The sequence below is a fragment of the Pseudoalteromonas sp. SG43-5 genome, assembly GCF_014164345.1.
GTDB classification, from domain to species: domain Bacteria; phylum Pseudomonadota; class Gammaproteobacteria; order Enterobacterales; family Alteromonadaceae; genus Pseudoalteromonas; species Pseudoalteromonas distincta.
Genome location: NZ_JACJFA010000020.1, coordinates 21,683 through 42,658 on the forward strand (window position 1 = coordinate 21,683; position 20,976 = coordinate 42,658).

Consider the following 20,976-nt stretch of genomic DNA (forward strand, 5'->3'; position numbering starts at 1 on the left):
TACATAAATTTACAGGTAATGAGTAATAATCAATTAGCACTAGAGGTGCGTTTACTATGCTTTTTTAAACTAAAAGTCTGTTTGCTTAACTATTCACTGAGCTCTTTGCTGATCTCTTCGTGCGTTGACGACCAAGCTGTTATTAGCGCTTTTACTAATGAGGCCAGTGGGATGGCAAAAAATACGCCCCAAAACCCCCATAAACCACCAAAAAATAATACCGCGACAATTATAAATACCGGATTTAAATCAACTGCCTCAGAAAACAACAGCGGTACAAGTACATTGCCATCAAGCGCTTGAATAATTCCATAAATAATTAAAATGGTCCAAAACTGCGTTTCTAATCCAAACTGAAACAGTGCAACTGCCGCTACCGGAATAGTGACGAGTGCCGCGCCAATAAATGGAATTAATACCGAAAAGCCAACAAGCACACCAAGTAAAGCTGCATAGCGCAAATCTAAAACAGTAAATGCAATGAAAGACACACCACCAACAATTAAAATTTCGAATACTTTACCGCGAATGTAATTCATAATTTGTTGGTTCATTTCGTTCCACACTTGTAAAATCAAGCGCCGTTGCTGCGGGATCAGTTTAGCTATACTCCCTGTCAGCTCCAGCTTATCTTTAAGCATAAAAAACACCAGTAACGGCACAAGCACCAAATATATAAGCCAAGCAACAACATCTTTTAAAGACGTAAGTGAAAACGATAATACCGCTTGACCAAACTCAATGATTTTAGCTTCTACGGTTGCAACAATTGCTTGTACTTGTTCTATATTAATTAAACTTGGGTATTGTTCAGGTAAAGCCATTAAATAAGACTTCCCCTGCTCTAGCATATGCGGTGTTTCTTGCACTAAGTTACTGGTTTGCTTCCAAAGCACTGGGCCAATAACTAAAATAAGGGTGAGCATAATGCTAATAAATATTAACATTACAATAATTGTTGCAGTAAAACGTTTTAAGCCAACACGCTCTAAATGAACAACCGGCCAATCTAGTAAATAAGCGATAACCAGTGCAACAAGCACAGGAACAATTAACGCGCCAAAAAAGTAAAGTAAGGCAACTGATACCAATAATAAAAATAATAAGGTAGACGAATGAGGATCCGAGAACTTCCTTTCGTACCATGTTTTTACGTATTCAAACATGTAATGGCTCCACTAATAACAACCCACGTTGTTTATCAAAATTGTAACTATAAGCATTTTTTTGCAAAAAACGTTCAATGTCGTTCGCACTTTCACCTTTATTAAGACTAAAAGTGATACGTTGTTTTGATGACTGCGCACTTCGTAGCGCAAGCTTGAACTGCACAAATTGCTGAGGACACTTAAACTCTTTTAAATCGCGCTCTACCATAACTACTTTATCCGTATAGTAAATGAATAATAAGTCGCATATTTACGGTCTACGTATTTATATACTCAAACCATTGTAACTTTTTGTTAAAACAATTCCTGCAATAGTTTATCCTTATAACATAACTAGCAGTAAGGATAAGTTAATGCCTGGCACGCATAATAAAGCGCAACTACCAAGTAATCCAACACTCAAAGAGATTAATTGGTTTAAAAAGCAGATTAATTGGGGCGAACTACCTCCTTTTTATCACCTTGTTGCCTCATCAATAAGCGAATCAGAAGGAATTTTAGATCATGGGTTCGACAATGCAGTTAAACAACTTTTAGATAAACGCAATTGGAACTTAGATTTATTAGAAGGCTATGAAGATAACTTAGGTGAAATACATACCAAACATAAGCCACGTATTGCGCTGCACCAAGTATTTACCGACAGAGGCTTTGAGCTATGGGCACAGCCTTATGCTAAAGATGTTATTGTTGATCAATACATAAAAAACAATCGCTTTATGGAGTTTAGAGTGTGGGACCCACATTCAATGAAAAACTTGATCAGAATAAGTCAGTTACATAAGTTTATTGGCTTTTATTTTGAACGAGGCGACAAAGCAGATAAAGCCATTATCTTACATGCACACAAAGTAGTACATAAAATTATTACTTTTTTGCAGCGAGAATTGAACGTTGTAAAGCTTGATGGAGTCACAATAAAAGAACTGTACCAATTGTGCGAAAAAGACAGCCGTGCAAGCAGTGACGAAATAGACATAGCCAAAATTGCAATTGGCGAACAAATTAACAAGGAATAAAATGCAGCTAAAATCAGCATTTATCACTTTATGCAGTGCTGCGCTTACGTTTAGCTTATTAATAAGCGAACCTTTAAAAGCGCAAACTAACTTTACGCTTCCTGATTTAGGAACATCTGCATTACAAGCACTGCCACTCGAAAAAGAACAAGCCATTGGCGAAGTAATGATGATGCAAATACGAGGCTCATCACCAGTAATAAATGACCCAGTGCTTGATGAATACCTCACAACTATTGGCCGTAAACTCGTTGCTAATGCTAATGACGTGCGCTTTCCGTTTTCGTTTTTTTGGATAAATAACTCAGAAATAAATGCCTTCGCCTTTTATGGCGGCCATGTAGGCGTGCATACAGGGTTAATAGCGCAAGCCGATAACGAGAGCCAGTTTGCCTCAGTGCTTGGTCACGAAATTGCTCACGTAACACAGCGCCACTTAGCACGAAGAATACAGCAACAACAAGATAACAGCGCGCTGACTATTGCCGGTATGATTGCCGGTATATTAGCAACCGTTGTTGCACCCGACGCGGGTATTGCGATTATATCTGCCAGCCAAACACAATCTGCTTTTAGTCAGTTAACGCATAGTCGCTCAGCCGAGCAAGAAGCTGACCGCATAGGCATGCAAACGCTTAACAATGCAGGCTTTGATGCCCGTGCATCGAGCGAATTTTTAACTAAACTTGCCGCGCAAATTCGTTATAAATATAAACCACCTGCGTTTTTACTTACTCACCCATTACCAGAGAGCCGAGTATCAGATGTGCGTTTGCGTGCAGAGCAATTTCCTGTGCGTCATATGAGTGCCAGTCTTGAGTTTAATTTAGCTAAAAGCCGCGTGCTTGCGCGCTACGACAACAAACCAGAAAACGCCGAAGACCTATTTAGAAAACGACTTCGCGAAAATAGCTACGATAACACCGCTTTAAAGTACGGTTTAGCTATTAGCTTACTTGATCAAAAAAAGCTTGATGAAGCAGCCCCAATACTAGATGAGCTTTTAAAAAACGATCCTAAAAACCTATTTTATATAGATACCCATACCGATTTACTCATCGCGCAAAAAAAGGCAGATGAAGCCGTAAAATTTTTAGCCGATTTAAATCAGTATCGCCCTAATAATCAGGTAATTACGCTCAACTATGCCAACGCAGCACTTGAAGCTGAGCAATATGAACTAGCCGAAAATATTTTGAAGAGTTTTTTACTCGAAAAGCCAGATCATAACCTAGGCAAGCAACTTCTTGCTGATGCGTATAAAAAACAAGATAAATTAGCCTCATATCACGAAGCGAACGCCGATGTATTGGCTCAATACGGTGCTTATTTAAAAGCCGCAGACGAAGTACAAAAAGCACTTAACTTCGTAGAGCCAACCGAACTTGTAAAGCAACAACGTTTAAAAGCACTACTTACCCAGTATCGACTTTTACAAAAAGAGCTTGCAAGACTTTAAGTCTGCAAGCGCTTACCCTAAAATAGACGCAATTCACACTTTGGAATCATTTTATGTCTGTTACTATTTACCACAACCCACGTTGTTCTAAATCACGCGAAACGCTAGCGCTACTGCAAAGTAAAGCGATAGAGCCAAGTGTTGTAGAGTATTTAAAAACCCCTCTTACTCACGAGCAAATTTCAACGCTTGTAATCCAACTTGGTTTTTCATCCGTACGTGAAATGATGCGCACAAAAGAAGATGACTACAAAGCGCTTAATTTGAAAGATGAAACAAATGAGGATGCACTTATTAACGCTATGGTTAAATACCCAAAATTGATTGAACGCCCTATCGTAGTTAATAACAATAAAGCAGCGATTGGTCGTCCACCAGAAAACGTACTAAGCGTTTTATAATGAGTGCAACCATAGTGGTGCTTTATCACTCAAGCCATGGCTCAGTTGAAGCAATGGCTCACGAGATAGCAGAGTCGATAGAGCAACAAGGTGCTAGTGCACTACTTCGCACCTTTGTGGCTAAAAACGCGCACGATATTGTGATCACCAAAGATGATTTAATAAATTGCGATGGTTTAGCATTTGGTACACCAACTCGCTTTGGCATGATGGCCTCTCAAGCAAAAAGCTTTTGGGAAACCACCAGCGACTTGTGGCTAAAAGGCCAATTAATCGATAAGCCAGCGTGTGTATTTTCGTCATCAAGTAGCATGCATGGTGGAAATGAAGCAACCTTACTTAACTTATCTTTGCCACTATTACACCACGGTATGATGCTTATGGGCGTGCCATATGATGTGCCCGAACTACTTGCAACACAAACCGGTGGAACACCATACGGTGCAACACACGTCGCTGGCAGCGCTAATAGTGCACAGCTAAGCAAAGACGAAATTAAAATATGCCAAAGCGTTGGTAAACGCCTTACTCACATTGCGAGAAAACTTAAATGAATACAGCTGACAGTCCAGCTAAAAAGCCGATTACGGTAAAATTTCAACGTGCAGCACTATTTGGCTATGTTGGTTTACTTATTCTGATTCCTTTGTGGATGTATTTTGTACCCCCTCTAGACGGTAATACTAGTTGGGTGTCATTGTTTTTTCCTATCATTCCTTTACTGCTGCCGCTAAGAGGCATAATTCAAGACAACACATACACATATGCGTGGGCTAACTTTATTGTAATGCTTTATTTTATCCACGGGCTTACCATGCTGTGGGCAGCACCAGATGAATTAATTTGGGTGTTGTTAGAGCTTGTGTTTGCCTCTTCAATGTTTATTGGCTGTACTTACTACGCAAGACACCGCGGACAAGAACAAGGTTTAAAAATCCGTAAGCTTAAAGAAGAATTAGCTGAAGAAAAAGCAGCAAATGAGCACGGTAAATAAGGCTTAACCATAAACGCTATATACAAAAAAACGCGCTTAAATTACTTTAAGCGCGTTTTTTATTAATTGTTTAAAACTAGCTAAACTAAATCGCTCAAGGCAGCTAGCACCACAATACTCGCCAACCCTATTTGAGCAATTAAGCTAATAAACGAAAAGCCTCTAAGCACAAACAAACCCCAAGGGTGTTTAATATGTGGATATAGCGCACAGCGTTTTAAAGTGGTCGCAAAGAAAAAACAAATCACTGCAGTCATAGTTAAACCCAGCGTCAGCTCACTTTTAATTGACAGGGTTTCATCAAAAAAGAAAAACAACTGTAAAGGCAGCAATATAGTCACAATAGCATGTAGCACATGCACTTTTTTAATGCGATCGAACTGCCCTTCTGGCGAAAGTTCTTTAATACCAAAGTCACGCTCTAAACATTTAACTAAGTTATTAGCTTTAATACTCACCGCTAAACGGTAACAGCTTAAACCTTCTTTATTACGTGCTCTAAAATCGTATCCGGCTTTAATAAGCAGCACCATTAACGACTCATTTTTAGCAAACACAGCATAATGAAGTGCAGTATTACCTAAGTTATCTGTCGCTTTTTTGTCTTGCTTTGCAAGTAGCGTTTCAACCACATTTACAAAGCCTTTTTCGGCCGCCCACATAAAAGCTGTTTTATTGTTTTCATCAGCAAGCACACCTGTAGCGCCTTGTTCAATAAAACGCATAGCCATTGTTTGCTTAGCTGTTTTTTTACGTAAATGAGTAAGCAAAGCTTTTTCTAGCAATACAACAGAGTCAACATCAGGAGAAACCTGCGTAAGCAGCGTAAAATAGTCTTTACCCGCAGCTACTTTTTCGCTGGCAAGTTCAGAGAGAGTATCTAAATCAGCAATAGACTCTGGAATAAACGCACTTAGGCGCTCTCTAAAATCAACTTCTTTCCAAAGCGCTAATGTGTCCTTTGCCGAGAGTTTACTTTTATTATTTAACGCATGCTCAATTAAGGTGAAGTAGCGTTTACTAAAAAATAAATCAACTAAAGACAGTGGCGTATCTATGGTATTTTGTGCAGCCACGCTTGCGTATTTTTCAAGGCGCTGGCACAGCATAAGCACTAAGCTTTCAGGGGTGTATTCATTATCGTAGTAATGGCTTTTAACCGCACTAATATACGCTTGTGCGTCTTCGTCATATTCAGAGATATGTTGAAAGTAACATTCTTCAAATGGCTCCAGCGGGGTTAGCCATGCCAAATAATAAATAGGTGGCAGCACGGTGGTGCATACACCATCGTCTTCATTTGTAGAACGACAAGCAGGCCAAGCTTCCAAAGCATCTAAAATAAAGGCACCGTTTTGTTCTACCAGTCCTTTAATAAGTAATGGGTATTCCTTTGGCCAAATCAGTACATTTTCCATTAAAACAACACAACTCCAGTGTGGCTTGGGGGTGGTAAGTTATATCAGTTTTAAGCTGACACCACGCTTAATCAAAGTGCCGATATTCTAGCACACCTTTGTTTTGCTGCTAGCGCAAAATTACGCTATAACAACAATCCTTTAGGATTATACCAATTCGCTTAATTAAGTGATTTATTTTGAGGTAGAAAACCATGTGATAGCAAAGCAAAAATTTCGTTATTTAGTTGTTCTAAATGATTAAGTATTACTGTGGATTGGTATTGTCCTTAGCAAAAATATAAAAACGGCCAAATACATAAGTAATTGGCCGTTTTTGAGGTTGGAGTTGGGCTTAATCAGAGCCAGACAAATAGTCTATTTACTTTTTAACTCGCTAATAACTTGCTCTAAACCCACATCAGAAATGCGTTGAATAATCTCTTTTTGTTTAGCACTTAATAGTGAAATGCCTTCAGCAACAATATCGTATACTTTCCACTCATTGTTTTTCCCTAAACGAAGCTTAAAGCTTAAGTCGATAGTAGGCGCATTTGGCTCAATAATTTGCGTATTAACTGTTGCGTATTCAGAGTCACTTTTTGCGTTATTACGCTCAAATACTACTTTTTGACCCGTATACTTCATTAGTGCACCGGCGTATGTGCCTGTTAAGTAATGCTCTACTGCATCTATAAATTGAACAGCTTGCTCGCGCTCAATACCTTTAATGTGTTTACCTAATAATTTAAACGACACAAACTTAACGTCAATATGTGGCATTAAACGTTTTTCAACAATGGCAGCCATCGCGTCTTTGCTGGCTGTACCTTTTGAGTTCACTTGACCAATATCTGCAAAAAGCTTGTCGGCTACCGATTCAAGTAACTGATCTGGTGATTGCTGAGCTTGTGCAAATAACGAACTGCTAAAAAAAGCAGTGGCTAAAACGAATAGTTTAAAGAGTTTCATAATTGTATATGTCTGTGTGATTAAGATGGCTGTAATTTACGCGAACTATACGCAATAAAAAAGGCACAAATAAGCAACTTATTAATGCCCAATTAGCACCAATCGAATAAATAAAATAAATTCAAGCGGTTAGAAAACTCCATTAACAGCTCATATACAACCGGCATTTTGTCCTCATTGTAATTGTTTACAGGCCGCCCTTATCATTTAGTTATCAGCTTAAATCAAACAAACATTTGGCACCTATGAAAACGTCACTTAAAACACTTATTATCTCTTTTGTATTAGTAGTTTCACTTTTTGGCAAGCTTGCTTTTGCTCAATCGGACCACGGTTATGCCGTTGACTTTCTCAAAGGCGAAGGTAACGTAAACGGCGTTAAGCTTGCGTATCAGTATCATGCACCTGGTATGCAAAACCTTATTGGTGATGCACGCTTTTACTTTGAAACCAGCGTAAACATGTGGGAATACCGCCACGGCGATGAAACACAATCAAACCTAGTACTTGCTATGTCACCTGTACTGCAATTTCCTGCTTTTAGTTTTAACAACACCCCATTTTATGTAGAAGCAGGCATTGGTGTATCACTGATTGATGAAACGCAGTTTGCCGGTAAAAACATAAGTACTCACTACCAGTTTGAAGACCGCATAGGCCTTGTAGCCGATTTTGGCCATACTAACGTTGCCCTTCGCGTTATTCACTATTCAAACGCAGGCTTTAAAGAGCCAAACCCTGGGCTTAACTTTTTAACGCTTTCGGTAGCGAGACGTTTTTAACGTTATTGATTGTATTTTTGAGTAAATTAATTGCTGTTATAGTGCAAAGCGGTCACACTTAAACGTACTAAAGATTAGGTGATACTGCGATGCAAACTTGGCATATTGTAATTATTGTCGCCGTTGTATTTGCCATTATCATTGGTAACATTGCGCTAATTAAGCTCTCTGCAAAACAGGAGTTTATAAAACCCAACGCCAATATAAAAAATACAACAGACACAAAAAAGCCCTGATTAATCAGGGCTTTTTCAATAATATCAATTCGCTTAATTATATTTTCGTTAATTTAGCCTACGAGCCAATGCGCCATTAGCGCAATAACAGGTAAAGTAATTAGCGTTCGCAAAATAAATATAATAAACAACTCTAAAATGTTTACCGGTATTTTACTGCCAAGTAAAAGTGCACCCACCTCAGACATATAAATAAGCTGAGTTACACTCATTGCGGCAATAATAAAGCGCGTTACATCACTTTCAATAGTCCCTGCTGCTAATATTGACGGAATAAACATATCAGCAAAACCAACCATAATAGTTTGCGACGCAGCGGCTGCTTCGGGTACTTGCAATAGCTCTAAAAATGGCACAAACGGCATACCTAAATACTGAAATATAGGCGTATGCTCAGCAATGATCAGTGCAAATGTGCCTACCGCCATTACTACTGGTAACACACCAAACACCATATCAAGCGCATTATGTACGCCCTCTTTTATAGTGCCTTTAACACCCGTTGAGTTATCTGCTTTAGCTAGTGCAACATCTAATGAATGGCCAAATAAAGTTTTATGACCCGGAATTGTTTCAGCGTCTCTATCTGGCTCAGTGCCATCAATGAGTAAGTCTTTTTTAAAGCGCAGTGGCGGTAATCGCGGCACAATAATAGCGGCAACAATACCGGCTAAACATACCGTTGCGTAAAACGGTGCAAATAGGTATTCAAGTTTAACTTGCCCAAGCACCACTAAACTAAATGTAATTGAAACCGCTGAAAACGTAGTACCAATAATAGCCGCTTCGCGTTGTGTATAATGCTTTTGATCGTACTGCCTTGCAGTCATCAAAATACCCACACTGCCATCACCTAACCACGACGCAGTACAGTCTACCGCGCTTCTGCCTGGTACACCAAATACAGGGCGCATTACTTTGGTCATTAACGTACCAGCAAGCTCTAATAGACCAAAGTTAATTAATAGCGGCAGTAATAAGCCCGCTAAAATAAATACCGAAAACAACACAGGCAATAAGTCATTTAATACCAGCGCGCCAGTATTGGCCGAGGTAATCATCTCGCTGCCTAGGCTTAAGTACGTCATTAAACCAAACGCCATACCAAATAAGCGTACCACCAGCCATGTCCAGCTCACATCAAATAAATGCTTTAACAAAGGTGAGTTACATATAGCGGCGGGTTTAAACACTTTAGTAATTACAGAAATAACCCCTGTAATACAAATAATGAGGGTAATAATTGCTTGAGCAGAGCCAAGCATCATTGCTTGAACCGCTTTTGCCATAACTGCAATAGGAATGGTCATCCCTTGCGAAGTACTAATGGGTGTCATAAATAAAAACACACCAATTAACGAAGGAACCAAAAAAGTAAACCAAGTGCGCCACGTATAGTGTGAACGTTCAGGTAGCTGAGACATATTGTTTAACCTATAAAAACCACAAAAAGAGCATAGCGCTCTTTTTGTGGTAAAACTTATTATTATTTAAATTTTAATGCCGCGCTGAATGAGTGCTGCTTCTAATGCTTGTTGTAAACCATTCATAGTACCTGGCTCAAGCGTTTCGCCTTTATCATCCATCCACGTTAAGCTAGTACCGCCTTCTTTAGTTTTACTTACTAAAATTTGGTATTGGCCTTCATCAATAGGTAGTTGAGCTACGTCATCACCCCAAATTGAATCCCAAACGCTTGTTTCTGGTTTAGTATAATCTGCAGTAATTAAGCCCGTATCTGGGTTAATTTCAACAATAGAGAACGACAAGCGCTCTAAAAACCCAGAGAAACGGTCAAACACAGCGTCGTAAGATTGCTCAGTTACAAGTGCTGCATTACCTTTATTATCAAAGCCCATTTCAAGAGAAATAATACCTTGGCGTTTACGCATATCAACTTCAAGTTGACGGTAACGGTAATCAAACTCGCTTACTACTTGGTTAAGCGCACGTACTTCTAGCTGCTGCTTGAGTAAGTCTGTTAGCGTTTTATCACCTTTAAAATCAATCAGCTCTACACGTAAAGACGCAGTGCGTTGATGTGATTTTTCTTCAATAGTGAACCTAAACTTTTCTAAATCATCGTTAACTTCATCGCCCCACCACCAAAAACCTTCTTCGGTTTTAATGATTGAGTACCAATCAGTTTCAATAATACCAAGTAGCTTATCTTCTTTAGTAGTTCCTGCATTATTATCAGCTAGGACAGATTTAATCGTATCCCAAAGAAACTCATCTAAATCAGCAATGCCATCATTTTTATCAAAATAAATACGCGCTTGTTTATCTGTCTCTTCTACCCAACTGCCTTTCGCAATTGTTAATACTTGTGCCGGTGGGCGGTAATTTGTAGCTTCAGGATTATTGTCGTATTGACCTACATCCATTTTATAAACTGGGTCTTGAGCTGGTTGAGATAACGACGCTGGTGCTTTTACAGGCTCATGCGTACGATAATTACGCTCGTCATGTGCCTTATTAATAAATACACTACACCCTGATAAACTTACCAATACACTTACTGCAAGTGCTTTTGGGATCCAATACTGCACAGATATTTCTCCTTAGCATACCCTTTAATTGTTTTAACAAATATATGAGTGGGTAATACCGATTTGGTTCAGTGTAAAATCAATATTAACTTTACATTTATTATTTGGCTGCCTAAATGCAATAAAGTTCAGCACTTCAACTTAGTAAGCAACTAAGCGCAAATAAGCAAATTTTAGCTATGGTACTTTCCCGTGCCAGTAAAAACAAGAAACACCGCACTTTAAAAGCGCTTAATTAGCGTGTGCTGTAGTTTAGAGCCCTTTTTGTGTTAAACTTCGCCGCCGTGCAACTTCTCGTGTGTATTTTTGGTGTTGCCAACTCGGTTGATATAATCCAAGTAACAAGGTATTTGAACTCATGACTGCATTTTCAAATCATCAAATTGTTTTAACAGCGATTGGCGAAGACAGACCCGGTATAGTAAGTGAACTAACCCAACTGGTTAGCGATTGCCACTGCAACATTATTGACAGCCGTATTGCTATTTTAGGCTGCGAATTTACCTTTATAATGCTACTTAGCGGGGACATGTCGGCAATAAGCCGCATAGAACACGTACTGCCCACTAAAGCCATGGTACTTGGCCTGCTAACCATGATGAAGCGTACAGCAAGTCATACTCCTAGCGAGTTTTGTGCAGGTTACACACTAGAATACACAGGCATAGACACCCCTGGTACATTGAGCAAAGTAACGCGCTTTTTTGCCGACAATAATATTAGTATTTGCTCACTTAAGTCAGACACTTATTCCCAAGAAGACAACATTAAAATGCGTTGTGAACTTGAATTCAACATACCTGTTGATGTAGATATAGATCAATTTAAAATTAGTTTTGAGAGCCTTTCTCACACACTAAACGTAGATTATATTTTTAAACGAATTCGTTAAGGATGCTAAACATGAACACAATTAGTCCATTACAAGCTGGCGATACTGCACCCGCTTTTAGCCTACAAAACCAAAACGACGAAACAGTAACATTAAGCGAGCTGTTAAAAGAGCAACAAGTGCTTGTGTACTTTTACCCTAAAGCGTCAACGCCGGGTTGTACTGTACAAGCCGAAAACCTCCGCGATGAGCAAGCACAGCTTGCTAAATTTAACACCCGCGTTGTAGGTATTAGCCCAGATCCAATTAAGCGCCTTAAAAACTTTGAAACTAAAAAAGAGCTTAATTTTGATTTATTAGCCGATGAAGACCACGCCATTGCTGAAGCATTTGGTGTATGGGGCTACAAAAAGTTTATGGGTAAAGAGTACGATGGTATTCACCGCCTAACGTTTTTAGTAGGCCAAGACGGTAAAATAAAACACCTATTTGATAAGTTTAAAACTAAAGATCACCATCAAGTGGTTTTGGATTACTTAGCGGCGGAATAATCTTGCTGCAGAGTAAGCTAGCGGCTGAGTAAGTTAGCTACCAGCTATTAGACAAATACAGAAAAGCGTTGTTCAAGGGCAACGCTTTTTTTATGCCTATACATTTGCGCTATATAAAAACTTAATTAGTAATTTAGTAAATAATTTGTTAAAACTGCCAAAGCACTTATTATTAGCACCTTGCCAATTGGATATTTAAACCTTGAATAAAAGCCTAAAATTTAAACTTTATTTAACTGCCTTAATCATCTGTATTATCGGTTTTAACTTTTCAGAACCAAGTATGCAATTTTACTCAAACCCGTTTTATATCGGTAGTTTTGTTTTTGCTATTGCGCTTATAATCTCTGTAATTAATTACGCCTGCCCTGCCTGTAAGAAAAACCAAGTAATGCGCTCTATTTCTAGTTATAAGCTCCCCACTAACAATTGTTATAATTGCGGGAAAGAAATTGATGAGAAAAGTAATTAAATAGACGGAGTTATTACTGGAGGGTGTGGTATATGCGTTATTCACAAATCCACTTGGTATTATTAAGTTGCTGAATTGTATTATCAACCGATACAAAGTTTAAAATAGTACCAACTAAACTTGCACCTGATTTTAAAGCAATTTTAATGCTAGCTGCATTTTGTTCTAAGCATCTAAACTCAAATACTTTAGCGCTTGTATTTTTGAGTATGATCGGCACTCTTGCGATTACTTGACTGATAATACCATTTCCTTGTGCGTCAATACTTAACCAGTAACCAAGCTCCGCTACTTTTAACTCAGGGCAAATAGACTTAACTGCAAAAATGCCACTCAGATTATCTTTATAATAAATTTTAAACCACCGCGAACCATTTAGCCCGCTGTTGACTCTGTCGAGTATATATTTTTTAGCTGATTCAATATTATTTACCCCTTCTACCCAAGGCAAAAACTTACCTAAACTTGCCCGACTTAAATTAACAGTCTTTAAAATGTCCGCAGCATCGCTTTCCACTAAAGGAGCTAGCTTAATGTGTTCTGCAATTTGGATATGCAAGTGTTCTTCCTTGTGAGTATTAATTTTTATAGTTGTAAGTTTAAGACTACAGCTCACTCTTAAGTCGCCCCAAACTCATTTAACGGCTGAATAGCCTTTGATCTATTAAAAAGACACAGACAAGTATTGCTCTAGCGCAACGTTTTTTTATGTTATTTACTCAAACTTTGATTAAATAAAAGCATGTATAAAAGCGGCCAGTACTGATGACAGACCAGCAGCAAAATATCCACGGTAAAAAATTATTTATCTCTTAACCCCTTTAAGGTAGTTTTCAACTTAGCTTCAAATTCATCTAAATTCTTCAAAGCCTCATCTATTTCTGCTGGATTATTATAAAAAGTATTTTTCTTAATTTTTATATTATTCGAAAGATTATAAAGCTGACTACAGCAACTAGCTAAATAAATATAAATTACTTCCCCATAACCAGATTCTATATTTTTTATAGAATATTCCAAAGAGTTTGATAATGACACTAACTTCCAATAGTATGGATTGTAATTAGGACCTAAAATAGGTTGCCCTGATAGTACATTTATATCCTTCATTACTAAGCAACCTGCGTGCTCTAAATCATTCAAAGAACTCGTCAAAAATTTTTGTAAGCTGACTTGCTTTTCATGTGCAACTCTTTGTTCAAATAATTTTCTTGTTTCTACTTGCGCCTCTTTTTGAAGAAGCTCTGAAGCAAGTCGATCATACGCAGCATTTTTATTCGCAATTGCTTGTTCTTTATTACTTTTAGACTGAAGATAAACAGTATAGATAACACCAATAAATGAGAAAAAAGCAAGAATCGGCCCTAATACACCTCCAAAGAAACTACCGAAATGAGACCACGTCTCTGTTGTTCCGCCAAACCCAATTCCAAGGCTACACACCCATGAAAATAAAATGGCAAAAATGAGCAATCCAGCCAAAATAACGATACCTATAAGTTTACTTTTATCAGTCATATTATTCTTAAATTCCCTTAAATAGTTATTTTATCTGGAACACCAGATAACTTCAGAAAACTAAACCAACAGCCACTTTAATTAAACGCATAAAACTTTATCAGTAAACTTGCTTTTTAGGGCTAAGCCTTCATCTCTTTTTATATCGTTACTCGTACATAAGCAATTAAATGAGTCATTACAAAAAACTAAAAAGATCAAATATTGACTTCACATACTATAACTAATCAGTAATTACTTTTTATAAACCAGAGCGTCAAATCTTGACTTAATAATTAATTAGCTGTTTATATTCGCCGAGACTCAAATAAGTTACTGTGTCGGATGCCGCTTCGCTTATCCGACCTACGCTTTCAAATATATAATGCGGGGTTATTGGGTGTGGGTATTGGAGGTTCGTTGGGTTTCGCTACGCTCTACCCAAACTTGTATCTCTTCTTGATGAGTGTTTAACTTAAATTTTTACGCAGACAAAAATGGCGTTGCCTGAGCGCTCTGCCCATGGGGTTATTTTGTCGTAGTCATGTTCAAATATGTGGAATTCAAAGTACGGCTTTAGGGCTTCTTTAAGCTCGGTATAACTAAAAGCAACCATTGGGTGCTCGTCGTGCCATACGAGTGTTTTATCTGCGGTGGTTTTTTCTATGCTGAGTTTTAATAACTGTTTACTGCCGCTGCCACTGTAATGCCAACCAGAGCGAAATGTGAAGAAGCTATTTTCGCTTGTTGCTGTGTGCTCTACAAATGAATCGCTGTCGATTTTGTTTTTATCAACCGTGTTAAAGCAAAATATTCCACCTACGTTTAATGCGCTATGCACACTCGCAAGGCACTCTTTTAACTTATTAATGCCGTCGCAGTAATGGATTGAATACAAAAAGCAGGTAATTAAATCCACGTGCTCAGCGACCTTAAATTCACTCATGTTTTGCAACGAAAATTGCGCTTCTGGGCAACGAACTTTTGCTTTATCGAGCATTGGCTGGTTTAAATCAAGCCCACTACTTTTATAGCCGTAATCAATAAAGTGGCGTACATGCGGGCCGGTGCCACACGCTAAATCGAGATGGGTATTTGCGCCATTACCAAAAATTTGGTGCAGCCTGTGAATAGAATTGCTTTGGGCTTGATAATTAATATCTGCACACATTAAGTCGTAGTAATCAGAAAGGTCGGTGTAAAGCGCATTTACGGACATATAAGCCTAGTAGTAAGTAGTGGAATATTTTTAAGTCGCGCATAGTAAACTAATTATGGCTATTAGCGAAGAAGATATGAGCTTTAAGGTTGTCGGGTGGTGCTTCGCTTATCCGACCTACGTATTTAAATATTATGAAACGTTATTAGAAAATGGTGCGGAAGTGGAGATTTGTTGGGTCTAGCTTCGCTCTACCCAACATACGTAATATAACTTTAAGCTGGCTTTAACTAATTCCTAAATACTTATGTACTTGTATTGATAGGCGCCAGTTTTTGGCAATACAGGTGTCGATTGCTAATTTTGTTGCTGATACTTTTTGGCTAATTGGCTGCAAATAAACAAGCTTAGGGTTAACGCCTGTTTTAGCAAATAATTCTTCTAACTCTTCTACATGCTTTTGCATGGCAACGGGGTGTTTAATTTCGTTGGCACGCTTCATTGCACTGGTAAGTACTTCATAGCCGCCGCGCATATTGATTTTTGGCGATACCGTTACCCATGTTTGCTCTGGGGCGAGTATTTCAAACGTGCCGCTGGTTTCTATTTGTGTGCTAAAACCGTGTTCGTGTAATAAGTTACAGACTGGATTTAAATCAAACATGCATGGCTCGCCGCCAGTAATTACAACATGCTTTGCGGTATAACCACGTGATTGAAACAGCGCTAAAATTTGCTCTGCACTGGCGTTAGCCCAATGATCTGAGTCGGCTTTTTTTTCTACGGTTTCATCCAGCGATACTTTATATACATTATCAACATCCCACGTTTGCTTGGTGTCGCACCAAGAGCAACCTACTGGGCAGCCTTGCAAACGTAAAAATATTGAGGGTGTGCCAGTAAAGCTAGCTTCACCTTGAATGGTTTCAAACACTTCATTAATTTTGTACAAAAGAGATCTCACTTACTACCTAGCAGCCAAATTGCTACTATTAAAAAACCAAAAAGCGCTGTGCAAAAATTGTTATTTAAGCTGCGGCCGTGTAGTATATCGCGCCCTGATATAAACCTCTATTAAAACTAAGAGCAAAACAGATATGACGCAAAAAGTAGTTGTTATTTATTCCGGCGGTATGGACTCATTTACCGTATTAAATAAAGCCCTGCAACAAGGCCATGATGTATATGCCCTTTCATTTGACTATGGTCAGCGTCATGTAAAAGAGCTTAAAGTAGCAGCAAGTGTGTGTGAAAAATTAAACGTTCCACATAAAATTGTTGATATTTCGGCGATTAACCAACTTATTGGTGGCTCATCACTTACTGATGATATTGACGTACCTGAAGGCCACTACGAAGAAGAAAGCATGAAAAGTACGATTGTGCCTAATCGTAATATGATTTTGCTCTCGCTTGCTGTTGGTTACGCGGTATCACTTAAAGCTAGCCAAGTTTATTACGGCGCTCATTCTGGGGATCATGCTATTTACCCTGACTGCCGTCCTGAATTTGTGCAAAAAATGGATGATGTGTGTCGTATTGCTAACTACGACGCGGTAGAAATTTTTAGCCCGTATTTAAATAATACTAAAATTGGTATTTTGACCGACGGTATTGAAATGGGTTTAGATTACAGCCAAACGTGGACCTGTTATAACGGCCGTGAAAAGGCCTGTGGTAAATGTGGCGCGTGCCAAGAACGCCTTGAAGCATTTGCACTAAATAACATTACAGACCCGTTAGAATACGAATAAGCCGCAATTAATTAGTAATACAATTGCTGCAAACAAAAAAAGGCTATCATCGATAGCCTTTTTTGTTTGTCACGTTTTAAGTCAATGATATTGATTACAGCCAGCGTTTTACGCGCGCTTTGTAAGCGGTAAACTCTTCGCCAAATAATTTAGTGAGCGCACGCTCCTCGGGTATTATTTGAAAAAACGTTAAATACGCAATAAACCCGATAATACATAAAAGCGCCCACAAGGAACTTAACCAAACACCCCACCCTGCTAAAATAAATGCAAAACCCACATACATTGGGTTACGCGAAATTTTATAAATGCCGCTCGTAATAAGTTTTGATGCTTGCTCAGGTTTATTTGGGTTTACTGTGGTGTTTGCTATTTTAAAGCTCGCTACCCCTGCAATACAAAAAACACACCCGATAATGACCAAACTTGCTGCTAGGTAGGTAATAAAGGCGGTGAAATCAATAACACTGTAATGCGCAATAAGCGCCATTATGCCTGCAAAAAACAGCACAACGATAACCGGTGGAATTTTATTATTTAACATGGCAACTCTCTGTATTGGCTAAAGTATGTTTATTATATGGAGGCACTATCTCCATTAAACAATATAAAAAATGTATGAATTATGAACACGCCAAGTAAACTATACAAATTAAGTTACAATTGTCAGCTTTATCAAAAGCGCTTAAAGGTTATACTTTAACCATAAACGAATAATAAAATGATAAGGAATGAGATTATGTCTGGAACTACGATGATTGTACTTATTGTGCTAATTTCGGTTGGCTCAGGAGTAGTTTACGATATGTATAAAAAGCATCTTGAATTTAAGCATAAAATGCAAAACAACAACAGCGATGCCCATAAACAACTAGCTGAAACAAACGCACAAGTGCTTGCATTAAAAGAGCGTGTACAAACACTTGAGGCTATTGTTACCGATTCAAGCTTTAGCGTTAAAGATGAAATTAATAAACTTTAAGTTTTTATAAGTAATTTGGATATAAATGCGCATTTTCTGGCTGCTCAATGCCGTGAGCAGCTAAAAACCCACCAATAGCTTGCCCGCAGCCCTGTGGTGCTCGCCCACTGTCTATCTCAAAATTTAACTGATTAGCATGTTGCTTACCCATAGAGCAAAGCCCTACGGTACTTGGCGAGCGCATAGCGATACTTAGATTACCTACTTGTTCAACCACTACGTGCTTACTAAAGCGGGCAAAACCTTTGTATTTAAACTGCTCGTTTACGTAGTCATTACTTGTGGCCACCAATGCCGCAATTAAGCCGTGTAAAAAACTATTAGCGGATGAGTCTGCTGTTAAAAACGCAATTGTTTTTTTATTAAACTCGCTAAGCTGGCAATCCTCACACAACAGCTCAACAGTATATAAATGTTGCTCGGCTACTTGCTGCTGACTTTTAAGCTCAATACTTTTTCCTGCAAATACAATACGTTTAAGCACTTCGTCAACGTTACTTGTAACCGCTTCGCTTTTAACAAGTTCAGGGTTTTGCGCCATTACAGGTAAGTCGTGATGGTTATTAAATGGCGTACTTGTTGCGCCGCTTTGCATTAACTGAAAAAGCTCTCTTACTTCATGTTCTCGCGCTACTTTTAACGCTAAAAATGCAGTTTGGATAAGTTCTGAAGTAGGTAGGTTTTCCTCTACAATCCAGCGTCTGCCAAATAATAGTTTTTTAGCTTTGGCTTCATTAGTAGATGCGCTTTTTTGGTAGTTATCAGGGCTCAGCACTGCTACTTGCAGATAAATCTCTTCACCTTTTTGTGCAGCGAGCACTCTAAAGTGAGCCGAAAACTCAATACTCTCAAGTACTTCGTTTACGCTTTGAAGCGTGTGCTTGTAACGTAAAAAATGCTGTGGCACCACCCAATTACTATTAGCCAATTGCACCAGGGGTGCATAAGAAATAGGTTGCTCGTAACTGTGTTGCCATTTTTGCTCATTGCTAAGCAAATGATTAATGTGACTCTTGTTATCTGACATAAATAAACCAAATAAACTCGCGTAGTGCGATATAAACTATGAACACATTACGTCGTCAATGTCGTAATTAGATCACATGTACGCCCTACTTTTGGGCTTTTTTAACTATCGGTGAGTTCTTGATAGTCTGTTATAACTTTTTGATAGTATGGCTTATCTTTATTGAGCATTTTATTATAATGATTTATGAGTTGTCGTTGGTACATAGCGTGCTCTGTACTAGCAAAGTCCCACATTTTGTTGCCGGTATGGCTAATCTCATTATTGGTACTAAAGCTCACTTCAATCACTTCATAAAAACGTTTGTTGTCGTAGACTATTTGTTCACTTATAAGCCCTAAACCGAGTTGTTTTAAACCCACTCGCAACTTATAAGTGTGATGCACTGGGCATAAAATAAACCGAACATTATTTAAATGCTCCACTGCGTTATTAGCAATAATTTGTTGTACTAAACTTAACAACAGCTCACCCCCAACACCTGCTATTACAACTACTTGGCTTTTACTTTGAGTAATTTCTATTTTGCCTACATCCTGACATAAGACCTGCCACTGCGGATTTTTATCACAGGTTTTTTGTAATTTATTAATAGATGATAATTGCGCTTCTAGGTCGTTCATTAAAGTGGCGACTATATCTACAAAAAAAACGTGGTTTGCAGCTGCGCGTTTTAATAGCGCCATGCCTAAATAACCATGGTCGCAGCAACAATCCCAAATAATATCGTGATGCTGCGAAATTAATGTATCAATGACAGTTAGGCGTTTACTGAGCTTCATTTAAGCAGGTATTTGTGACGTTTTATAGACAAGCGCTTTTAAACTTTTGTCGCTGTCTACTTCAATAAAACGCTCGGTGGGGGCTAGGCGCTCAACAAATTCAATTGCGCCTTGGGTGTTCTCGTTTATTAATGCTTTAAACGCATCTTCGCTAAGCTCTGGGCTATTCGCACACAATAGCAATTGTGTGGTATCGCAAAGTAGCTCTGGCAACCTGCGCAGCACTTTTTGATAGTCTTTAGTTAATATAAAGCTGCCTTTTTGAAAGCTTGGCGGATCAACTATTATTAAATCAAACGGGGCTGCTTTTTTTAGTTTTCCAAACGATTTTAAAATATCGTGAGGTAAAAAACTTACCCCGCGCTCAAAACCATTTAGTTGATGGTTTTGCTTGCCGACTTTAAGCACACCTTTGCTCATATCCATGTTCATCACATGATCTGCCCCGCCTTGCATGGCGGCAAGCGAAAACCCACACGTATATGAAAACAAATTAAGCACTTTGCCATGCTTGCTGTTAGCCATTACAAATTCACGGCCGCTGCGCATATCGGGAAATATTCCGGTATTTTGGCGGCTCTGTAAATCAACCAAAAAGCGAATGCCATTTTCGGTTACAACATGTGGGTTAGGTAATTGCCCATAAACCACAGTGTTTTGGCTTTGTACGCCAGCACGTTGCTGGTACACAAGTGACGTAATAAGCTCAGGCTGATTTTTTTGTGCCCACTGCCACACAACATTGGTGAGCTCGCTTAGTGTTTGCTCGTCAATTTCATCGTACGAAACCAAAAATAAACTTGGCGGGTAAAAGTCTAAATTAATATGGCTTAATGCTTCGACGCTGTGGCCTCGGCCATGAAAAACACGACACAGTTCATTTTTTAAAATTGGCGCGTTTTCAAGCGCAGTAATAAGAGGTGTAAAGTTTGCTGTCAT

Annotated in this window: 25 protein-coding genes; 11 read left to right on the top strand and 14 right to left on the bottom strand. The window is 38.7% G+C overall.

Features of this window, described 5'->3' with window-relative positions; translation table 11 throughout:
• Positions 1-89: 89 nt before the first annotated feature.
• Positions 90-1,166, bottom strand: a complete 1,077-nt coding sequence (locus tag H5161_RS16925) for an AI-2E family transporter (RefSeq protein ID WP_024606584.1) — start codon at positions 1,164-1,166, stop codon at positions 90-92.
• Positions 1,159-1,377: a sulfurtransferase TusA family protein gene (locus tag H5161_RS16930; RefSeq protein WP_002961455.1), complete on the bottom strand. Its 219-nt coding sequence runs from the start codon at positions 1,375-1,377 to the stop codon at positions 1,159-1,161. Before H5161_RS16930 ends, H5161_RS16925 begins: the two co-directional genes overlap by 8 nt.
• Before the next feature lie 145 nt (positions 1,378-1,522).
• Here H5161_RS16930 and H5161_RS16935 point away from each other — a divergent pair, with 145 nt between their 5' ends.
• Genes H5161_RS16935 through H5161_RS16955 form a run of 5 tightly spaced genes read left to right on the top strand, consistent with a single transcriptional unit; the run spans position 1,523 to position 5,042 of the window.
• Complete coding sequence (locus H5161_RS16935) at positions 1,523-2,188, top strand: hypothetical protein (RefSeq protein ID WP_024597628.1); 666 nt, start codon at positions 1,523-1,525, stop codon at positions 2,186-2,188.
• A gap of 1 nt (position 2,189) precedes the next feature.
• Complete coding sequence (locus H5161_RS16940; protein WP_039487326.1) at positions 2,190-3,647, top strand: M48 family metalloprotease; 1,458 nt, start codon at positions 2,190-2,192, stop codon at positions 3,645-3,647.
• 53 nt (positions 3,648-3,700) lie between these two features.
• Entirely contained in the window at positions 3,701-4,048 is a 348-nt protein-coding gene (gene arsC / locus H5161_RS16945; protein WP_024595681.1) for an arsenate reductase (glutaredoxin), read from the top strand.
• Positions 4,048-4,602: an NAD(P)H:quinone oxidoreductase gene (wrbA, locus tag H5161_RS16950; protein WP_002961459.1), complete on the top strand. Its 555-nt coding sequence runs from the start codon at positions 4,048-4,050 to the stop codon at positions 4,600-4,602. The genes arsC and wrbA overlap by 1 nt, the downstream gene beginning before the upstream one ends.
• Complete coding sequence (locus H5161_RS16955; RefSeq protein WP_154903427.1) at positions 4,599-5,042, top strand: DUF2069 domain-containing protein; 444 nt, start codon at positions 4,599-4,601, stop codon at positions 5,040-5,042. Before wrbA ends, H5161_RS16955 begins: the two co-directional genes overlap by 4 nt.
• Positions 5,043-5,122: 80 nt before the next feature.
• Here H5161_RS16955 and H5161_RS16960 read toward each other — a convergent pair whose 3' ends face one another.
• Positions 5,123-6,460 (bottom strand): ankyrin repeat domain-containing protein, encoded by a 1,338-nt coding sequence (locus tag H5161_RS16960; protein ID WP_039487320.1) that lies wholly within the window; start codon positions 6,458-6,460, stop codon positions 5,123-5,125.
• Between the two features lie 357 nt (positions 6,461-6,817).
• Positions 6,818-7,411: a phospholipid-binding protein MlaC gene (locus H5161_RS16965; RefSeq protein WP_024595677.1), complete on the bottom strand. Its 594-nt coding sequence runs from the start codon at positions 7,409-7,411 to the stop codon at positions 6,818-6,820.
• Between the two features lie 245 nt (positions 7,412-7,656).
• Between H5161_RS16965 and H5161_RS16970 the strand changes: the two genes are divergently transcribed.
• Together H5161_RS16970 and H5161_RS16975 are read left to right on the top strand one after the other, a co-directional pair.
• Positions 7,657-8,193: an acyloxyacyl hydrolase gene (locus H5161_RS16970; protein WP_182672816.1), complete on the top strand. Its 537-nt coding sequence runs from the start codon at positions 7,657-7,659 to the stop codon at positions 8,191-8,193.
• 89 nt (positions 8,194-8,282) lie between these two features.
• On the top strand, positions 8,283-8,429 hold the full coding sequence (locus tag H5161_RS16975; RefSeq protein ID WP_182752782.1) for a DUF2897 family protein: 147 nt from the start codon (positions 8,283-8,285) through the stop codon (positions 8,427-8,429).
• Positions 8,430-8,482: 53 nt separating this feature from the next.
• On the opposite strand, the gene H5161_RS16980 is transcribed toward H5161_RS16975, so the two are convergent.
• Positions 8,483-9,853, bottom strand: a complete 1,371-nt coding sequence (locus tag H5161_RS16980; RefSeq protein WP_138489349.1) for a YjiH family protein — start codon at positions 9,851-9,853, stop codon at positions 8,483-8,485.
• Between the two features lie 66 nt (positions 9,854-9,919).
• On the bottom strand, positions 9,920-10,981 hold the full coding sequence (bamC, locus tag H5161_RS16985; RefSeq protein WP_039487313.1) for an outer membrane protein assembly factor BamC: 1,062 nt from the start codon (positions 10,979-10,981) through the stop codon (positions 9,920-9,922).
• Positions 10,982-11,339: 358 nt separating this feature from the next.
• Between bamC and H5161_RS16990 the strand changes: the two genes are divergently transcribed.
• Together H5161_RS16990 and bcp are read left to right on the top strand one after the other, a co-directional pair.
• Positions 11,340-11,873, top strand: a complete 534-nt coding sequence (locus H5161_RS16990) for a glycine cleavage system protein R (protein ID WP_182769735.1) — start codon at positions 11,340-11,342, stop codon at positions 11,871-11,873.
• Positions 11,874-11,884: 11 nt separating this feature from the next.
• Positions 11,885-12,364, top strand: a complete 480-nt coding sequence (gene bcp / locus H5161_RS16995) for a thioredoxin-dependent thiol peroxidase (RefSeq protein ID WP_002963124.1) — start codon at positions 11,885-11,887, stop codon at positions 12,362-12,364.
• A 509-nt stretch (positions 12,365-12,873) separates the two neighbouring features.
• Here the strand turns inward: bcp and H5161_RS17000 are convergent.
• From H5161_RS17000 to queE, 4 genes are all read right to left on the bottom strand, one after another.
• A complete protein-coding gene (locus tag H5161_RS17000; RefSeq protein ID WP_182769736.1) occupies positions 12,874-13,395 on the bottom strand; it encodes a GNAT family N-acetyltransferase in 522 nt (173 codons plus the stop codon).
• Between the two features lie 242 nt (positions 13,396-13,637).
• Complete coding sequence (locus H5161_RS17005; RefSeq protein ID WP_182769737.1) at positions 13,638-14,354, bottom strand: hypothetical protein; 717 nt, start codon at positions 14,352-14,354, stop codon at positions 13,638-13,640.
• A gap of 454 nt (positions 14,355-14,808) precedes the next feature.
• Positions 14,809-15,552 carry a class I SAM-dependent methyltransferase gene (locus tag H5161_RS17010; protein WP_182769738.1) on the bottom strand — a complete coding sequence of 248 codons (744 nt, stop codon included), beginning with the start codon at positions 15,550-15,552 and terminating at the stop codon, positions 14,809-14,811.
• Positions 15,553-15,778: 226 nt separating this feature from the next.
• The gene (queE, locus tag H5161_RS17015; protein ID WP_024591014.1) at positions 15,779-16,444 is read right to left on the bottom strand and encodes a 7-carboxy-7-deazaguanine synthase QueE; all 666 of its coding nucleotides are present in this window, start codon (positions 16,442-16,444) and stop codon (positions 15,779-15,781) included.
• A 145-nt stretch (positions 16,445-16,589) separates the two neighbouring features.
• On the opposite strand from queE, the gene queC reads away from it, so the two are divergent.
• A complete protein-coding gene (gene queC / locus H5161_RS17020) occupies positions 16,590-17,246 on the top strand; it encodes a 7-cyano-7-deazaguanine synthase QueC (RefSeq protein ID WP_002960416.1) in 657 nt (218 codons plus the stop codon).
• 94 nt (positions 17,247-17,340) lie between these two features.
• Here the strand turns inward: queC and H5161_RS17025 are convergent, their stop codons facing one another.
• Entirely contained in the window at positions 17,341-17,790 is a 450-nt protein-coding gene (locus H5161_RS17025) for an isoprenylcysteine carboxylmethyltransferase family protein (RefSeq protein WP_007378935.1), read from the bottom strand.
• 195 nt (positions 17,791-17,985) lie between these two features.
• On the opposite strand from H5161_RS17025, the gene H5161_RS17030 reads away from it, so the two are divergent.
• Positions 17,986-18,228: a hypothetical protein gene (locus H5161_RS17030; RefSeq protein ID WP_007583900.1), complete on the top strand. Its 243-nt coding sequence runs from the start codon at positions 17,986-17,988 to the stop codon at positions 18,226-18,228.
• Positions 18,229-18,232: 4 nt separating this feature from the next.
• Here H5161_RS17030 and H5161_RS17035 read toward each other — a convergent pair whose 3' ends face one another.
• From H5161_RS17035 to H5161_RS17045, 3 genes are all read right to left on the bottom strand, one after another.
• The gene (locus H5161_RS17035) at positions 18,233-19,255 is read right to left on the bottom strand and encodes a hypothetical protein (RefSeq protein WP_182748491.1); all 1,023 of its coding nucleotides are present in this window, start codon (positions 19,253-19,255) and stop codon (positions 18,233-18,235) included.
• A 101-nt stretch (positions 19,256-19,356) separates the two neighbouring features.
• On the bottom strand, positions 19,357-20,037 hold the full coding sequence (locus H5161_RS17040; protein ID WP_182769739.1) for a tRNA (adenine(22)-N(1))-methyltransferase TrmK: 681 nt from the start codon (positions 20,035-20,037) through the stop codon (positions 19,357-19,359).
• Positions 20,038-20,976, bottom strand: a complete 939-nt coding sequence (locus tag H5161_RS17045; protein ID WP_182682114.1) for a class I SAM-dependent methyltransferase — start codon at positions 20,974-20,976, stop codon at positions 20,038-20,040. It lies immediately after the preceding gene.

What these genes read in the sequence shown, in the direction of transcription:
- H5161_RS16955 (WP_154903427.1), top strand. Translation starts at nt 4,599, where the DNA reads ATGAATACAGCTGACAGTCCAGCTAAAAAGCCGATTACGGTAAAATTT.
- H5161_RS17030 (WP_007583900.1), top strand. Translation starts at nt 17,986, where the DNA reads ATGTCTGGAACTACGATGATTGTACTTATTGTGCTAATTTCGGTTGGC.
- H5161_RS16925 (WP_024606584.1), bottom strand. Translation starts at nt 1,166, where the DNA reads ATGTTTGAATACGTAAAAACATGGTACGAAAGGAAGTTCTCGGATCCT.
- H5161_RS16940 (WP_039487326.1), top strand. Translation starts at nt 2,190, where the DNA reads ATGCAGCTAAAATCAGCATTTATCACTTTATGCAGTGCTGCGCTTACG.
- H5161_RS17010 (WP_182769738.1), bottom strand. Translation starts at nt 15,552, where the DNA reads ATGTCCGTAAATGCGCTTTACACCGACCTTTCTGATTACTACGACTTA.
- H5161_RS16980 (WP_138489349.1), bottom strand. Translation starts at nt 9,853, where the DNA reads ATGTCTCAGCTACCTGAACGTTCACACTATACGTGGCGCACTTGGTTT.
- H5161_RS16990 (WP_182769735.1), top strand. Translation starts at nt 11,340, where the DNA reads ATGACTGCATTTTCAAATCATCAAATTGTTTTAACAGCGATTGGCGAA.
- H5161_RS16930 (WP_002961455.1), bottom strand. Translation starts at nt 1,377, where the DNA reads ATGGTAGAGCGCGATTTAAAAGAGTTTAAGTGTCCTCAGCAATTTGTG.
- H5161_RS16970 (WP_182672816.1), top strand. Translation starts at nt 7,657, where the DNA reads ATGAAAACGTCACTTAAAACACTTATTATCTCTTTTGTATTAGTAGTT.
- H5161_RS16960 (WP_039487320.1), bottom strand. Translation starts at nt 6,460, where the DNA reads ATGGAAAATGTACTGATTTGGCCAAAGGAATACCCATTACTTATTAAA.
- H5161_RS17045 (WP_182682114.1), bottom strand. Translation starts at nt 20,976, where the DNA reads ATGACAGCAAACTTTACACCTCTTATTACTGCGCTTGAAAACGCGCCA.
- bcp (WP_002963124.1), top strand. Translation starts at nt 11,885, where the DNA reads ATGAACACAATTAGTCCATTACAAGCTGGCGATACTGCACCCGCTTTT.
- queC (WP_002960416.1), top strand. Translation starts at nt 16,590, where the DNA reads ATGACGCAAAAAGTAGTTGTTATTTATTCCGGCGGTATGGACTCATTT.
- H5161_RS17025 (WP_007378935.1), bottom strand. Translation starts at nt 17,790, where the DNA reads ATGTTAAATAATAAAATTCCACCGGTTATCGTTGTGCTGTTTTTTGCA.
- H5161_RS17005 (WP_182769737.1), bottom strand. Translation starts at nt 14,354, where the DNA reads ATGACTGATAAAAGTAAACTTATAGGTATCGTTATTTTGGCTGGATTG.
- H5161_RS16965 (WP_024595677.1), bottom strand. Translation starts at nt 7,411, where the DNA reads ATGAAACTCTTTAAACTATTCGTTTTAGCCACTGCTTTTTTTAGCAGT.
- wrbA (WP_002961459.1), top strand. Translation starts at nt 4,048, where the DNA reads ATGAGTGCAACCATAGTGGTGCTTTATCACTCAAGCCATGGCTCAGTT.
- H5161_RS17040 (WP_182769739.1), bottom strand. Translation starts at nt 20,037, where the DNA reads ATGAAGCTCAGTAAACGCCTAACTGTCATTGATACATTAATTTCGCAG.
- H5161_RS16935 (WP_024597628.1), top strand. Translation starts at nt 1,523, where the DNA reads ATGCCTGGCACGCATAATAAAGCGCAACTACCAAGTAATCCAACACTC.
- arsC (WP_024595681.1), top strand. Translation starts at nt 3,701, where the DNA reads ATGTCTGTTACTATTTACCACAACCCACGTTGTTCTAAATCACGCGAA.
- H5161_RS17035 (WP_182748491.1), bottom strand. Translation starts at nt 19,255, where the DNA reads ATGTCAGATAACAAGAGTCACATTAATCATTTGCTTAGCAATGAGCAA.
- H5161_RS16975 (WP_182752782.1), top strand. Translation starts at nt 8,283, where the DNA reads ATGCAAACTTGGCATATTGTAATTATTGTCGCCGTTGTATTTGCCATT.